Here is a 16,304-nt window from a genome sequence, read left to right as displayed (position 1 = left end):
TTTTCGTCTTTTCATCGGTTCCCTGATGACATTATCTCGGGTTGTCAATAACGTTTACTATAACCATTTGGCTTGATCGAGTGAAACAAGATTTTTATTACGGGTTATTTGCGGTTTGTTGTACTAGGCCTTCCAATACAAGCCCCCCATACATTCGGTATAACTTCCCAATCATCCAAGCGTTTAGGCTTGATAGAACATCCCGCGCCAATTAAAGAACCCACAATAACTATGCTTGATACGGCTGCAAAGTCTCCCGGTGTTTGCATCCGGTGGCTAACATCTGCCAGCCAAGCCCGGAAGGGTTCGGGTATCATTTCAGCCTGTAATGATTGAACAGCGGGTAATTGGCTTTCAATATCGTTTGGACTCTCCCATTCAAAATCACAATAGTGGTAATCGTCGTTGGCTGACTGCTCTTGTCTTAGCTCCCTCATGATTTCAGTTCTGTGTGATTTAAGGAACTCTAACTGCGGTTTATCCAATTGCTCGTAAGGGGTTACATTAAAATCGTCATCAGACAAGGCAACCGTAAAACCCTTTATTCTCATTTTCTCTAGTAAACTCATTGTGATACTTCCTTGTTGCTGTTAATTGAATAAATATCGTTCCAATCTGTACCGGGAATATCCGGTATTACAGCAACACCTTTTGACGATATAGCCGCCTTATGTGCTGCTTCTTGGCCTACGCCATTTATATCATTGTCACCATAGATATATAGCCGCCTCATTGGAAACAGGTCTCTAAGCGCTCGCGCTACCGGCTCAAGGCTGTTTGCAGAGAACGCAATAAACGTTTGGTGACCATGACGTTCGTAGACACTTACGCCAGTAGCCCAGCCCTCAGTAATGTCCATAGGTTCATCACTGGTTTGACCAATGACAGAGAAACAGCCATGTAACTTGCCACCCTTCAGAAATCGCTTAATGCCATCTTCATTAATAAATTGAAGGTTTACCAGGGTTTTGTCTTTATCAAATATGGGTATAGCCAGGGCTTCTTTATAAAGCCTTGAGTTGTGTGGTTGGATATTCTTTCTTACCAGATAGGGGTAATTGTCTGGGGTCGGTAAAGACTTACCCCAGATAGTTTGTGATCGGGTAGCTGCCTGAGATTGAAGCAAGGCTATTTCTTTTTGGCGTTGCTTTTCCTGCTCAACTAAACGCAGTTTGAATACTTGCTTATCAGCTTCAGAATAGGTTTGTCTTGATCCTGAATACTTCCAGTTCTGTTTTATGTCTTGTCGAAAGCATTGAAAGTATCCTGCCGGGTGTCCGTCAAGATGTACACGGTAAGCACCTGTTAGCTTGCCATCGATCATAAAACGGTGAATCTTACCGTCATGTTCGATACAGCTAAGACATGCGCCTAACGTATCATTAAGAGTGTCGCGAAACTCGTTAAGAGCATCGCCATAAAGAGATGGGGCTAAATTTGTCATGGGGAAATCCATTATTTGGGCAAAAAGATTGACGATCCAGACAACCAACGTATAATCAAAAATAAGAATCGTTATATTTTTCATGGTTGTCATGGATTGCAGAGAAAACCCGGCACTGGTTAGTTAGTATCGGGTTTTCTTATGTCTGCCGTTTATGAAACGATCTTTAAAAACTCTCTCGCTGCAATAATCGAATCCATCCAGCTGTCAATATCACTCTCAAGCCAGGCCATAGACCTAGACCTTTCACCGAGTTTTAATTGCTTGGGGAATGTGCCCTCTTTGACTTTAAGGTAAATACTAGACCGGCTTAGACCTGTTCTGGCTGTGACTTCACGCATTTTTATGAAGCGTTTCTTTGTGATTAATACTGGATTTATAGACATTTAATAAGCCTTTAGTTGGGTTAAGGCATATCAATATTGATGAGGTATACGTTACTACTGCCCAATTGCGTCTATAAATACGTTGACGCTTATGAATTAAGTTCATATAATTAAACCGTTGTTAATGGAACAGCCTTAAAAAAGGATGTCAGTTAATAACGAGAATTTGCAATATTGACATGAGTTTAAATATTAAAAATGGTTAGTAGTCTGCCAAGATCGACTAACCATGTGTTTTCGTGCGCCTAAAAATCGACCCACTACACTAATTATAACTACATCTAGTACTTTCTTCAATAGCCCAACACTACATGTTGTGCCTTGCTATGTTTAAAAGTTCATGTATTTGAACAAAAGTTTAAGTATCTAAACTTTTTTCGTCTCAATTGTTTCAGATTACGACTTTCACTGTTTCAAAAAACAAAACAATAGACGATCACTTTCCGACACAATCACCCTACAAGCCTTGCTGTTACTGGTTATAGCTGTTCACAATTGATTCCCAAATGTGTCAGCCCCTGGGTGATTTAGCTGGAAAATACCGCCATGACTTAGTATTTGCTCATTGAAGCGTCAAAGATGAAAAAAGTGCACATAGCTACCGCAAGTGTTGCCGATGCCTAAGAACTGATCAATTTCCGGACACAATTATCCAGTAAGCCTTTATGTTGCTGGTTCGAGTCTTCCATAATGCGCTGTTGAATGTGCTGTTGAAAAAATCAATGATTAATAACCGTAAGACTTGCCGTGTATGGGATTAACCAGTCTCAGGTGTTGAAAAACTCAGGCAAAAAAAACCAGAAAGCCGTTTATTAAACCGGACTGTATGTTCAGTATCAACTGCCGGGAATCCGGTAGGATTAATTACACCCGATTTCTAATCGGTATCACTTGCGCTCCATTCTTCAAACTGTCCAGGTAATCAGCCCATGATTGCATCATCTTTCGGCGCTCTTCCAGATATTGCGCCCGGTTGTATGCGGCTCTAACTTGGTCTCTAGGCATGTGGCACAATTGCCGCTCTATCGCATCCGGACTCCAGCCTTGCTCATTGAGTAGCGTTGAAGCGGTTGTCCTAAATCCGTGAGCCGTCATAACATCGCTGTTATAACCTAGAGTCTTGAGCGCGGTTATTATGGTGCCGTCTGACATTGGCCGACCATCGCCACGGCTTGAGGGGAATACATAACGCACTGAGCCGGTAAGCGGTTTAATCTCTACCAGTATGGCGACCGCCTGAGTCGATAGCGGAACAATATGCAATACTTCTGTTTTAGTGACAAAGTAACGCCATTCTTTAGCAGTCAGGTCTATGTCCTTCCATTCCATTTGTCTAATTTCGCCGGGACGTTGAAAGAGTAACGGTGACAACCTAAGGGCGCATTGCACTACATAGGTTCCTTGATAACAGTAAATATCTCGTAGCAATTGCGCCACCTCCTTTGGCTCGGTTAATGCCGCCCGGTGCTTAACCTTTTGCGCCGGTATCTGTGCGGCTACTGCTTGCGCCGGGTCATAGTCAGTAAAGCCGTGGGCAATGGCATAACTGAATACCGCGCTAATTTCGCTAAGTACCCGGTGCGCTGTTTCCAGCCGGGTAAACAATGGCTTAACCAGGCTGAGAATGTCTGGTGATTTAATCTCTTTAACAGGCATATCACCAATAACCGGAAACACATGTGCATCAAAGCGTCTAATCTTTTTTTCGTGGGTAATGTCTCGGACAGTGTGCTTTATCGAATCTAGCCATTGTCTCGCTATGTCCTCAAAACTATTGAGTATGGGTAGGCCAGTCGCTTTCCGTTTTGCGTTCTCAACGTCAACTTGTGTGGCTTGCTTGGCCTGTTTTTTGGTTTCGCTTGGGTCTATGCCGTTGGCGATTTGTGATCGGGCTTCTTCCGCTTTTCGTCTGGCATTTTCCAGCGTGGTATCTGGATAAGTGCCAAAGCCTAGCCTGTTTTGCTTGCCTTCAAACCGATAATCAAAACGCCATCGCTTAACACCGCTGGACTTAATCAGCATAACCAGGCCTTCACCGTCATTGATAGTGTAGTCTTTTTCTTTAGGCTTAGCTGCCCTGTAAACCGCGTCTTTATTGAGAGTCTTAGCCATTTGTGACACCAAAAGTGATACTGGAAGTAATATCGTACCCAGTATCACTCTCAGTGTCACTGTTTATGGTGTATTTTATGATATTTCGTTGTATCTCTTTGGACAATAAAAAACCCGCTAAGCCTTATGACTTGCGGGTTTGTGTATTTCCTTGCACGGCTCTGAACCTATATTTGGTACCGAGGGCCGGAATCGAACCGGCACGGTGTCACCACCACCGGATTTTGAATCCGGCGCGTCTACCAGTTCCGCCACCCCGGCAAAGAGCCGATATTATAAGTAAACCCCTGTAATATTGCCAGTCTATTTTTAGATGTATTCAGCAGTCTAACCTGATAACATCGCCCGCTATGAAAAAAAGTGACTTTACCTACCATCTGCCTGAAGCGTTAATTGCGCAAAAACCGTTGCCTGATCGGGATGCCAGCCGCCTGTTGTGCATGGACCGGGCGACAGGGCGGATAATTGACAAACAATTTACTGATTTTATTGATTTAATCAATGAACGCGATGTGCTGGTTTTCAATAATACCAGGGTGATTCGGGCCAGGCTGTATGGCGCTAAACAAAGCGGCGGTAAAGTCGAGATTCTTATCGAGCGTATTCTCGATAAGAATAAAGCCATTGCTCATGTGAGAGCCGGGAAATCGCCCAAAGCGGGAGCTTTGATTACATTGGATGCAGGTTATTGCTGTGTCGTGCTGGGCAGGGAAGACGATCTGTTTCTACTGGATTTTGACGGCGCGGATGTATTCGCGTTATTGGAGCGGATCGGCCATATCCCCTTGCCGCCTTATATTAACCGCGCCGATGACCAATCCGATCTGGCTCGTTATCAAACTGTCTTTGCCAAGGAGGCAGGCGCAGTCGCCGCTCCGACGGCAGGTTTGCATTTTGATCTGGGCATGATGGAGAAGATTAGAGCAAAAGGCGTGCAAACGGTTTTTGTGACCTTGCATGTCGGCAGCGGTACGTTTCAGCCGGTCAGAGTGGAACTATTATCTGACCACATCATGCACAAAGAGTACTTTGCAGTATCGAAAGAAACAGTTAACGCAGTCCGTCAGGCCAGGGAAAGAGGAAGGCGGGTTATTGCCGTAGGCACCACGGCGGTCAGGGCCTTGGAATCTGCATCCAAAAGCGGCCAGCTTGAACCCGGTTTTGGCAATACGGATTTGTTTATTACCCCCGGCTATCAATTCAAGTCGGTCGATGCCATGCTGACGAATTTTCATCTTCCTGAATCTACCTTGCTGATGCTGGTTTCAGCATTTGCCGGTTATGAACACATCATGAACGCCTACAGCCATGCTATTGATCAATCTTACCGATTTTTCAGTTATGGCGATGCGATGTTTTTGGGATGATAATCCTATAAAAACTATAGGGCAGTTTGGCAAGAGCATGCCGCCAATCAATGCACGATCTCAAAACCAATGCCAAAGGGGCATAAAAAATCCCTGATGGAAAAAGTCCGGGCAGGGATCAGGTTCAAATTTCGTTGGCGGCTTGCCTAATGGCGGAACCGCCTTAGCTTTGCCGTATTCATTACCATTGAGCGGGATTATGTGGGTGAGCGTAAGGATTCGAGAGAAAATGGGCAATAGCGGATAGAATCACGTGATAGAGGTTATATGAATCATGTGATTTCCGGCTCGAAGGTTCGCTCTCGACCCGTGGCGCCCGAACAAGGCTAAATTTGCAATGACAAGAAATAGCAAGTAAGGTCCGTCAAAAATGCAGGTGCAATTAGCTTGCCTAATCGCACATTTCGAAGTCAACCTTTCTCCGATTACGCTATCGCTAATCGGAGCTACGCGGGCTTTATTGGCCGTAGTTAGACACCTGACTGTCGGTCAAGTCAGTATGAGTTGCTTGGTTCTAACGCTTGCTTTCTATGTCGAATTAATGCCAACTCAGCGAGCAGAACGCGTCAACCTGTTAAATCAGGCTTGCCTGGTAACTGTTTACCCACCGCTGTTTGAATGATTCGCTGAGCGGTTCGCCTGGTCTGTATTGTATTAATAAGCGAATACAAATAATATCATTACAGGTGGTGTGCTAATTGCTTGTGTATTATTATCACCTGAACCCCTTCATTAGGAGAGACAAAAGATGCTTAAAATAGCAAGTAAATACACAGGGTTTCTGGCCATTCCGGTTTTTGCCTTGGGACTGGCCACGTCAGCCAACTCCGCCTTGATCGACCGTGGCAACGGCATGATCTATGACAGCGACCAGGACCTCACCTGGTTGCAGGATGCCAACTAAGCCCAAACCTCTGGTTTTGACACCGATGGCCGTATGAACTGGTACGCCGCCGTGGCTTGGGCCGACGGCTTGGATTATGGCGGCTATGGCGACTGGCGCCTGCCGACTGTGATCGATAGCGGCCCTAGCGGCTGTGATGGTGGCTACTACGACTACGGCGGCTTCGGCGGCACCGACTGCGGCTATAACGTCGACACCTCCGGTTCCGAACTGGCCTATATATGGTATGACATCTTAGGGAACACCGCTTTTTGCGATACCAGCGGCTCTTGTCCTCAATCGGGTTGGGGCCTCACCTCCACCTCGGCCGATGGGGTGGACATCCTGAATCTTCAGCCCAACTACTATTGGTCGGGTACCCAGTACGCCCTCCTTACCGATAGCGCGTGGATCTTCAGTGCCGGCCTTGGTCACCAGAACTACTACCCTAAGAGAGATGACATGTATGTCTGGGCTGTTCGCTCCGGCGATGTCGCCGCCTCGGTGCCTGAGCCGGCTACTTTGCTGTTGCTAGCCGCCGGATTGCTGGGGATGCAAAGGGACTGGCGGCGACGTTGCGGATAAGGTGATTTGGAGGCTTTGGCCTTTAAGGCGGAGCAGGAGAATAGGCAATCTTAATAGTCAGTTCTTTGCCAATGTCTATCTCAACGAGCTGGATCAGTTTGTCAAACACCGGCTCAAATACTGCCACTATGTGCGTTATTGCGATGACTTTGTGTTGTTGTTACAGGACCATGAACAGTTAAGGGAGTGGCGGGAGAGCATTGAGCTATTTCTACGATAAAGACTGGCGCTTGAGCTGAATCCAAAGCAGCGGTTGGCCCCGGTAAGCAATGGTATCGATTTTCTCGGCTATATCGTGCGGGCGAATTACCTGTTGGTGCGGAACTGCGTGGTCAAGCACCTGAAAGAAAAGTTGCGTGCTTATGAGAAGCGCTAGGTGACCGAACCAGATGGAGTGCGTTGTTACCGTTATGATAAAAAACTGTTGGATGAATTGCATGCGACACTTTTCTCTTATCCGGCCATCTCAAGCTGGCCAATAGTTGGCGTTTGCTGCAGTCGCTAAAGCATCGGTATGCGTTTTTATCGAACTATTTTGAGCAGGATGCCGGCACATGGAAGCTGGTGCGAAAGTACAAAGTGCTAACCGGTTTTCATTGTGTGTGCCAGCAGTATTACTGGTTCCGCTGGCGCTTTGCCGGGGATGTGCTGCAGTTTCGGGTAGTCCGCTTTTATGAGTTTTATCATTCCAGGGATTGCGAAATCGCCCGAACCTTGGGATTGAAATCGATGCGAGCCAACCGGCGTGGCGCGAGGTTTGGAATTCCGGCCCGTCATTGAGATAAATACCTCGCTCAGATTCTAACCGCAGGTGCGCAAGTATGTATCGTTGATCAAATCATCACAAGGGGCAACGGGATTGTGCAAGGATTTCCTGTTCGGCGCTACGCCGCGGTTGACTTGTAAGCGATGTTTTATGGATTAAGTATATAAATATGCTGAACAAAGTTAACCTCATCAGTCGCGATTGATGCACCTCCTATCCTCGGCAGCACCCACAACATTCTATGTCGTCAAATATATTCCTTAATTTGTAAACTTTCGGCACCGCGTGGCTATCAGCTCGTAGCGTGCGGTGAGGTGCGAATCGCAAGTCTTAAAAAACACCGCTACCTTTCCTTGAAGACCTTTCTGCGTCTTGGCCACTTTGTGACATCGCATCAAGTCCCTGACGTCATAATTGATCATCTGGCGAAAATCGACGGGATATCTGTAGGCCGGGAGGCAGTGAAGCGATAAAACATCTCGCGCTCGCGCAAAATCCATGTAAGTCTTATCCGTGGCTATTTGAACATTAGCCCGTTCGATAGCGAAGCGCACAGGTTGTTATGCCAAGCGTTGGTCAACGCCGCGCTGATTAAGGACGACTTGGCGGACACCGTCAACCTCAGAATTGACCGGTAGGCGATCAGATAGCGAGCGCCCCTCAGCTGGTCACTGCGCGTTTTGATTTATGCGAGTTTTCGCAGGTCCACTCTGAATTTAGTGGCAAGAACCAGTGTCACTTCATGTGGCGCTACTTCAAAGTCGGTCGCGGAGAACTGTTCCGCATTCTGGCCAAGCTTCGCTGGGTGGCTAACAGTCAGGATAAAAGCTTTGAGCGTGCCTTGGCCTTCGTTTTGGCTTACTGCCGTCGCCATACCGACTGGTTTACATAGGATGGCAAGGGCGAAGCAATCCTAACGCAGCAAGACCTGGATGGGATGCCGGCGAAATGGTGGAGACTCGTTAGCGGACTCTGTATCCAAATATGACTTGGGGCAAGAATTGAGTTCCGCCATAAATGAAAAAATTATCTATCCATTACAACGGTGTGTATGCCCTGAGCCCGGATAGAACAGGAAAATTTAAAAATTCCCTCCGTCGGGCTCAGGCTGACGTCGAAGAAACTCTATTTGAAGTGGCTGGCTTGGTATGCAGTCACTGTATTTTACATGGAAGCATAATAGTGGTTAGAGTTACTCATAATCCGACAAAGGCGGGCAGGTACAAATCACATGCCGGTCGCCGTAAACATTATCAATACGCCCAACCGGCGGCCAGTATTTATCATCATGCTGATTGCCGTCCGGGAAAAAAGCCTGTTGCCTCGAGTAGGGCAGGGTCCATTCTTGCAGTAACAGCCGGTGGGTATGCGGCGCATTATGCAGTACGTTATTTTCAGCACCGGCGCTGCCGGTTTCAATGGCTTTGATTTCCTCGCGGATAGCAATTAATGCCGCACAAAATCGGTCAATTTCAACCTTATTCTCGCTTTCAGTAGGCTCGATCATCAAGGTGTCGGCAACCGGAAACGACACGGTAGGGGCATGAAAGCCGAAATCAATCAGGCGCTTGGCAATATCCTCCACGGTTATGTTGCAGGTTTTTTTAAAGTCATGGCAATCGATAATACATTCATGCGCAACCCAGCCGTTTTTACCGGTGTATAAAATAGGGTAATAAGGCGCTAAACGCCTGGCGATATAATTGGCATTTAAAATTGCGGTTAGCGTCGCCTGTTTTAAACCGGCTGCGCCCATCATGGCAATATACGCCCATGAAATAGTTAAGATACTGGCAGATCCCCAGGGCGCGGCCGATACTGTGCCAATGGTTCCGTGCTCGCCCCTGGCCGGGTTGATGCCTTCAACCACAGGATGATCGGGCAGGAAAGGCGCAAGGTGTGCGCCCACGCCAATAGGTCCAACGCCGGGGCCGCCTCCGCCATGCGGAATGCAGAAGGTTTTATGCAGATTAAGGTGCGCGACATCGGCGCCAATTTTACCGGGGCGGCTGATGCCTACCAGGGCATTGAAGTTGGCGCCGTCCAGGTAAACCTGTCCGCCGTGCTGATGGATAATGTCACAGATTTCCCGGAACGACTGCTCATAAACGCCGTGAGTGGATGGGTAAGTAATCATTAATGCGGCCAGCGTGTTTTGATAATCGGCTACTTTTGCCCGCAAATCGTCCAGACTGACGTTGCCGTTCTCATCGCAAGCAACTACCACAACCTTAAGGCCCGCCATCGTTGCGCTGGCCGGGTTGGTGCCGTGGGCGGAAGCGGGTATCAGGCAGATATTGCGTTGCGCTTGGCCCGCTACTTCATGATATTTGCGGATGACCAGCAAGCCGGTGTATTCGCCCTGAGAACCGGCATTAGGTTGCAGCGAGAACGCATCAAAACCGGTCAGGTCGCATAACATATCTTCCAGTTCTGCGAACATCTGCTGATAGCCATGCGTCTGGTATAACGGCGCGAACGGGTGCAACGCGTTAAATTCATGATAGGAAATAGTTTGCATTTCGGTGGCGGCATTCAGCTTCATGGTGCATGAGCCCAGCGGTATCATGGAACGGTCCAAAGCGATATCGCGTCGGGCCAGCCGGCGCATATAGCGCATCATTTCGGTTTCCGAATGATAAAGGGCAAAGACCGGATGCTGCAGAATTTCATCAGTGCGCAAAAGCTGTTCAGGAATGCATTCACCTATACTTGCATCCAGGGCATTAATGTCGGGGAGGTCGGCAGTGGCCGATGCAAAAACCTGCCATAGCTCTCGTAAATTTGCCCGCGTTGTGGTTTCGTCCAAAGCAATGCCGAGGTGATCGGCATCAATAAGGCGCAGATTGATATTGGCTTCGGCTGCCCGGGCAATGAACCGCTTTGCCCGGTTCGGGGTATGGATAATTATGGTATCGAAATAGCACTCGCTGACGATTTTATGACCTAAGCGGCTGATTCCGATTGCCAGAATTTGGGTATAGCGATGGACGCGCCCGGCAATCAAACGCAAGCCTTCCGCGCCATGATAAATCGCATAAAACCCGGCGATGACGGCGAGCAAAACCTGGGATGTACAAATATTGCTGGTGGCTTTATCCCGGCGGATATGCTGTTCGCGGGTCTGCAGCGCCATACGCAGCGCAACCTGACCGCGACTGTCTTTGGATACGCCGATGATGCGTCCCGGAACAGACCGTTTATAGTCGTCCCTGGTGGCAAAGAATGCGGCATGAGGGCCGCCATAACCCATAGGCACGCCAAAACGCTGGGAGTTGCCCACGACAATATCGGTGCCGAATTCAGCGGGCGGCTTAAGCAATACCAGGCTCAACAAGTCTGCGGCTACTGTAACCAGCGCTGATTTGGTATGGGCAGTTGCAGTAAGCCGGCTGATGTCTTTTATTTCACCCCTGGAGCCCGGATATTGCACTAGCAGGGCAAAGAAATCGTGCTGCTCCAGTTCAGTATGGGGATCGGCAATGATAACCTCATAACCCAGGGAGCGGGCCCTGGTTTTGACCACGGCAATGGTCTGGGGATGGCAGTCCTGATCCACGAAAATACTGTTGGCAGCGCTTTTTGATAATCGCCGCGACATAGTCATTGCTTCTGCCGCCGCCGTGGCTTCATCGAGCAAGGAGGCGTTGGCCAGCGCCATGCCGGTTAAATCCATGATCATTTGCTGGAAATTTAACAAGGCTTCCAGACGACCCTGACTGACTTCGGCCTGATATGGGGTATAAGCCGTATACCAGCCGGGATTTTCCAGCACATTGCGCTTGATCACGGCCGGCATAGTGGTATCGTAATAACCCATGCCGATCATTGAGGTGAATACTTTATTGCGCTCGCGCATTTTGCGCAGATGTTTAATGACTGCGTTTTCACTAACGGTTTCAGTCAGTTTTAAGGGTTCCTGAGTAAGAATATCGGCCGGAATCGCTTGCTCGATGATGTCTTCCAGTTCATTTAATCCCAGCTCAGCCAGCATTTCCTTTATTTGCTGTGGATTGGGGCCAATATGGCGGGAAATAAAATTACCGCGCATTTCCAGTTGGTCTAACCTTGGGCGAGATGTTGGCATGATGTTCAGCTCTTTTTTAAGCGGTAATGATGATGGGGAATAAAGGGCAGTTTGCTGACAGCAACGGCAATCTCGCGCTCCCTGACTTTGGCGTACAGTATATTGCCAGGGCTTGCGGAACTTCGGTCAAGCAGCGCCATTGCAATCGGCCTGCCCAAACTGGGGGAAAAACTGCCGCTAGTGACATGACCAATCGGCATAGCTTCGTTATTAATAATAACACTGCCTTCCCGAACCGGGATTTTGCTATCGACCACAAGGCCTGTGCGGATTCTTTCTGCGCCATGCTGCAACTGATCCAGAATTCTGTGGGCGCCAGGAAATTTGCTATGGCCTTTTTTAAATACCCATTGCAATCCTGCTTCTACCGGCGTAATCGCTTCCGTGAGTTCGTGCCCATAAAGGCACAGCCCGGCTTCCAGACGCAAGGTATCTCTCGCTCCCAGACCAATAGGCTCAACCTCATCTTCGGCAAGTAATAAGCGGGCAAGCTGGTCGGCGTAATGATTGGCTACCGAAATTTCAAAGCCGTCTTCGCCGGTATAGCCGCTGCGGCTGATATTGCATTTTATACCGCTGATGTCAGCTTCACAGCTTTGCATAAAAGATAAGTCTGCCGTTTCCGGAGAAAATTTTTGCATGATCATGGCGGCAGCAGGGCCTTGCAAAGCGAACAAGGCATGATCAGGCAGGTCTTCGAAATGACAGCGGTCGGATAAATGGCTCTTTAAGTGCGCAAAATCCTTGTCCTTGCAGGCCGCATTGACAATAATCATTAATCCGGATGCGTTACGGGTGACAATGATGTCATCAATAATGCCGCCATTGCTATTGGTTAATACGGTATATTTTTGCTGGCCTGGCTCAAGCCCTGTAATATCGCTGGGCGTTAGCTGCTCAAGTTCACTTGCAGCGCTATCGCCCCGAATCAGGCATTGCCCCATATGTGAAATATCGAAAAAACCGGCATGGCTGCGGCAGTGCAGATGTTCGTGAATAATGCCTTGAGTATAGTGCACCGGCATCTGGTAACCTGCAAAGGGCACCATTTTTGCGCCCGACTCAAGATGAAGATCGAAAAGAGGCGTTTGTTTTAACATGGCGGCGTTAGTCCCGGAGTTTGAGCAAAGGCTAGTGTAACCTTGAAAAAATATTAAACCAAGTTGATCACTAACCCCGCTTGTGAATTTCGACCGGGCTTACTGCCGCTAAAAGGTAAAAATATCGCCGATTGCTTTGCAAAAAGCCCAAAGTCCGGTCTGCAAGAGTAACGGTAGAAATATTCAAGTAGTTGAATATGTTTCTTTGTGATCTTAATAAACGCGAAGGCCGCACCAGTGCGTTTTACTTGAAATGCGGTAAATGGCAAGAGTTAGCCCAGCATATTGTCCAGAATCATCATAATGATGAAGCCGATCATTAAAGCGAAAGTCGCGTAGCGCGATCGACCCTGGGAGTGAGTTTCGGGAATGATTTCCTCAGAGATAACAAACAGCATGGCGCCGGCAGCAAAGCCCATGGCCAAGGGCAGAACAGGTTCGAATACCGTAACCATGGTGATACCTAACAAACCGCCGACCGGCTCGACCAGACCTGTTATGGCGGCGATAGTTATGGCTCTCCATTTGTTATAACCCAGGCCCACTAGCGGCAGGGCCACAGCCAGACCCTCAGGAATATTTTGCAGGGCAATGGCAATAGCCAGAACAATACCGTTTTTCATTTCGCCGGAACCAAAACTGACCCCTACCGACATGCCTTCAGGAAAATTGTGAATAGTAATCGCTATAATAAAAAGCCAGACTTTTTGTAACGAATTTAGTTGGGTATCCGATACTGAATCAAAACGGACATGCGGTAGTTGACGATCGGCAAAATGCAGAAACACAGCACCGGTCGCCATGCCGATAGAAACCACATAAATGCCGTTGCCGGGCCAGATTTGATTGCCGTAGGCCATGCCGGGAACCAGCAGGGAAAACGCCGTGGCGGCGAGCATGACACCGGCGGCAGCGCCGAGCATGCTGTTAAAAATATTACTTGAAATATTTTTAAAAAACAGCGCCGGCAGGGCGCCGAGGCCTGTCGCCAGTCCGGCCGCGATACTGGCAAAAAAGCCGATAACGACGATCTTTCCGAAAATCAGATACAAACTGCCAAAAATCACGAGTTGCGCTAATAAAAACAGCCCGCCTATGGTAGCCCAGCGTTTTACCGGCGGCATAGCCAGCAGTTTCCGAAAATTTTCGCCGGATTTTAGCCGGATTACCTGGTGCTCAAAATAGGATTGTAATTTTGCCGCAGCATTATCTGTTGATATCATAAGCTTGGTCTGAATCTGCTTGCCATTGAAATTAAGGGTTCAAAAAAATATATAAACGGGACAGAGACTGACTTTGCTTAGCGCCATAATAACCCAGCCGACAACTGTACATTTATAATTAGAGATCATTGACAACATTAAGGTGAGTATACTGAAGCTTCCTGTTTAGCTTTGCTGAGGTTATATTGTCACGGATTATTGCCGCTTTTCCAAATGGAAAGCAGTAGCCAGATACCCCCTGCGGTAGCAATTGTATAGCCGAGAAAGCCGAATGCAGGTAAACCGAATAATTCTGGTCCGCCTTTTACCGTCATAATAATAGAAGAACCAATAATAAGCGCCGATGTTACTATACCCATGGTTAGCCGGCTGATGGCATTATCCGTTTTATTGGCATAGTAATCGAGATGCCTGACGGTGACATCGACCTGAAAACCCCTTTTTCGTGATATACGTACAAGCTTGCGCAGGTCTTTTGGCAGGTTCAGCAGCAAATCAGCGCCACTGATCAGGCTTTGCCAGCCGCGCCTGGCGAAAGCTTCAGGACTGTAGCGTTCCTGCATGATTGCCTGGGTATAAGGAGCGGCAAAAACCAGGAGGTTAAAATCCGGGTTAAGGTGCCTTCCAAGACCGTCCATAGTAATATATGTTTTGATCAGCAAAGCCAGATCGGCTGGTAAAATCAGTTTATGATTTCTCAATAATGCCATCAGGTCACTCAGCATTACCGTAAGATTTAATTCCTTTAACGAAAGCGAACTGTATTGATCAACAAAGTCCTCTATTTCAACAGTGAGCACTTGTTCATCGGTGTCGATATTGTCTGACCAATCTTCAAATATCTCCGCCACTTTAGCAGGCTCATGGTTAAGCATGCCATGCAACAAACTGACGACCTGTCCCCTGCGCTCTTCAGTTAAACGCCCGATCATTCCAAAATCAATAAACGCCAGTTTATTTCCCGGTAAATAAAATACATTTCCAGGATGCGGGTCAGCATGAAAAAAGCCGTCTTCCATTATCATTCTCATAACGGCACGGGCGCCTCGATCGGCCAACAGCTTCCTGTTTAGTCCTTGTTTTTCCACAGACGCCAGATCTCTGCCTGAGATGCCCTGAATATATTCCTGGACATTAAGGCTTTCGCCGGTCCATTGCCAATATACTTTTGGTATTTTGATATTAAGATCATCGGCTAAATTGGCCGCTACGCGTTCTGCATTTCTACACTCGGCCGCCAGATCAAGTTCCCGTCGCAGTGACTGATTGAACTGGCGAAGTATTTCTCTGGGGTGAAAGCGGCGAAGCTCGGGTACTTCAGATTCGGCAATATCAATAATCCTTTGTAAAAGCCGTAAATCAGCTTCAATGATTTTATGTAAGCCCGGTCTGCGAATTTTTAAAATAACCTGCGTCCCGTCCTTTAGTATGGCTTTATGAACCTGGGCAATCGAAGCAGCTGCAAGGGGCTGTCTGTCAAGTTCTGAAAATATTTCCCCGATACTTCCGCCGATATCTTCTTCAATCTGGGAAAGTAACTCTTCAAAGGCTACGGGAGGCGCCTGATCCTGAAGTTTTTCGAATTCTGCAATATAGGGAGGAGGAAATACATCCATGCGAGTGGCGAAAATTTGCCCTAATTTAATGAAGGTAGGTCCCAATTCCTCAAGTACACGACGTATGCGCTGAGGAGTATCCAGATTTACGTAGTTTTCCGTACGTTGCCAATTCAGCACTCTACCCGCATGCTCCACTGCATTACCTAGACCCAAAGCGCGAACAAAACCGCCAAATCCATAGCGTATTAATACTGATGCAATAGCATGAGCTCTACCCAGATCTCTTGCCGCATTTAACATTTCCCACAACATAGTGTTCCGTTATTTTATTTTTGGATTAGAGATACAGACAACAGGATGACCGACACGTCCCATTGCTATGCTGTGCTGAAGGTGAGGTTGGCCAACCGGATTTGCTATGGTCATCATTTACTCCTATATGGCAAATGTTTCAGGGCTTCAAAGCTGACCGCCAGAAACAAACTCCTTCTGCGTAAGGCTTAGGTTGCCATGCCGCGAACTTAAGTTAAAGCCCCTTGCCAGAAAGAAGACAGTCTTGATAATTATTATCGTGCTCTCCAGTCGCTGGTTTTAGTTACTAAAAGTTCCGCCGTTTTCCGAAACAGGTTGGTAATTCCTCTTCAACTGACTTCAAATTCTGCATCGATGCAGGATTATATCCATAAATACTTTTACACCCAAGCTCAGTCCGGTTTAATCAACTCATTTTATTGAGCGATGATTTTTATTTGACACAGCTATGCATGGTTTGAACAATGTGAAACTTTAAAT

Annotated in this window: 13 protein-coding genes and 1 tRNA gene; 4 read left to right on the top strand and 10 right to left on the bottom strand. The window is 47.5% G+C overall.

The genetic code is table 11. The annotated features are described in order from the left end of the window. Positions 1 to 104 precede the first annotated feature (104 nt). From HUX64_RS09570 to HUX64_RS09550, 5 genes are all read right to left on the bottom strand, one after another. Complete coding sequence (locus HUX64_RS09570; RefSeq protein WP_174626007.1) at positions 105 to 569, bottom strand: hypothetical protein; 465 nt, start codon at positions 567 to 569, stop codon at positions 105 to 107. Further along, positions 566 to 1,528: a toprim domain-containing protein gene (locus tag HUX64_RS09565; protein WP_174626006.1), complete on the bottom strand. Its 963-nt coding sequence runs from the start codon at positions 1,526 to 1,528 to the stop codon at positions 566 to 568. The genes HUX64_RS09570 and HUX64_RS09565 overlap by 4 nt, the downstream gene beginning before the upstream one ends. Positions 1,529 to 1,596: 68 nt before the next feature. Beyond that, positions 1,597 to 1,785 (bottom strand): helix-turn-helix transcriptional regulator, encoded by a 189-nt coding sequence (locus HUX64_RS20415; RefSeq protein WP_425484254.1) that lies wholly within the window; start codon positions 1,783 to 1,785, stop codon positions 1,597 to 1,599. A 909-nt stretch (positions 1,786 to 2,694) separates the two neighbouring features. Continuing rightward, entirely contained in the window at positions 2,695 to 3,942 is a 1,248-nt protein-coding gene (locus tag HUX64_RS09555) for a tyrosine-type recombinase/integrase (protein WP_174626004.1), read from the bottom strand. A 174-nt stretch (positions 3,943 to 4,116) separates the two neighbouring features. Then, positions 4,117 to 4,203: transfer RNA gene (locus tag HUX64_RS09550), tRNA-Leu, on the bottom strand. An 89-nt stretch (positions 4,204 to 4,292) separates the two neighbouring features. Between HUX64_RS09550 and queA the strand changes: the two genes are divergently transcribed. From queA to HUX64_RS09530, 4 genes are all read left to right on the top strand, one after another. Next, complete coding sequence (gene queA, locus HUX64_RS09545; RefSeq protein WP_174626003.1) at positions 4,293 to 5,309, top strand: tRNA preQ1(34) S-adenosylmethionine ribosyltransferase-isomerase QueA; 1,017 nt, start codon at positions 4,293 to 4,295, stop codon at positions 5,307 to 5,309. Positions 5,310 to 6,057: 748 nt separating this feature from the next. Continuing rightward, a complete protein-coding gene (locus HUX64_RS09540) occupies positions 6,058 to 6,213 on the top strand; it encodes a hypothetical protein (protein WP_174626002.1) in 156 nt (51 codons plus the stop codon). Positions 6,214 to 6,246: 33 nt separating this feature from the next. Next, positions 6,247 to 6,777 (top strand): PEP-CTERM sorting domain-containing protein, encoded by a 531-nt coding sequence (locus HUX64_RS09535; protein ID WP_174626001.1) that lies wholly within the window; start codon positions 6,247 to 6,249, stop codon positions 6,775 to 6,777. 489 nt (positions 6,778 to 7,266) lie between these two features. Further along, entirely contained in the window at positions 7,267 to 7,557 is a 291-nt protein-coding gene (locus HUX64_RS09530; protein WP_174626000.1) for a hypothetical protein, read from the top strand. A gap of 671 nt (positions 7,558 to 8,228) precedes the next feature. On the opposite strand, the gene HUX64_RS09525 is transcribed toward HUX64_RS09530, so the two are convergent. The 5 genes from HUX64_RS09525 to HUX64_RS09505 form a co-directional block, all read right to left on the bottom strand. Then, complete coding sequence (locus tag HUX64_RS09525) at positions 8,229 to 8,417, bottom strand: hypothetical protein (RefSeq protein WP_174625999.1); 189 nt, start codon at positions 8,415 to 8,417, stop codon at positions 8,229 to 8,231. A 318-nt stretch (positions 8,418 to 8,735) separates the two neighbouring features. Beyond that, positions 8,736 to 11,630, bottom strand: a complete 2,895-nt coding sequence (gcvP, locus tag HUX64_RS09520) for an aminomethyl-transferring glycine dehydrogenase (RefSeq protein WP_174625998.1) — start codon at positions 11,628 to 11,630, stop codon at positions 8,736 to 8,738. Between the two features lie 5 nt (positions 11,631 to 11,635). Beyond that, positions 11,636 to 12,730, bottom strand: a complete 1,095-nt coding sequence (gcvT, locus tag HUX64_RS09515) for a glycine cleavage system aminomethyltransferase GcvT (protein WP_174625997.1) — start codon at positions 12,728 to 12,730, stop codon at positions 11,636 to 11,638. Between the two features lie 272 nt (positions 12,731 to 13,002). After that, positions 13,003 to 13,953 carry a ZIP family metal transporter gene (locus HUX64_RS09510; RefSeq protein WP_174625996.1) on the bottom strand — a complete coding sequence of 317 codons (951 nt, stop codon included), beginning with the start codon at positions 13,951 to 13,953 and terminating at the stop codon, positions 13,003 to 13,005. Positions 13,954 to 14,141: 188 nt separating this feature from the next. Then, the gene (locus HUX64_RS09505; protein ID WP_174625995.1) at positions 14,142 to 15,824 is read right to left on the bottom strand and encodes an ABC1 kinase family protein; all 1,683 of its coding nucleotides are present in this window, start codon (positions 15,822 to 15,824) and stop codon (positions 14,142 to 14,144) included. Positions 15,825 to 16,304: the final 480 nt, after the last annotated feature.

The organism is Candidatus Methylobacter favarea (assembly GCF_902806695.1).
GTDB lineage: Bacteria > Pseudomonadota > Gammaproteobacteria > Methylococcales > Methylomonadaceae > Methylobacter_B > Methylobacter_B favarea.
Note: the sequence above shows the minus strand (reverse complement) of the source record. Positions and strands in the feature narration are given on the sequence as shown.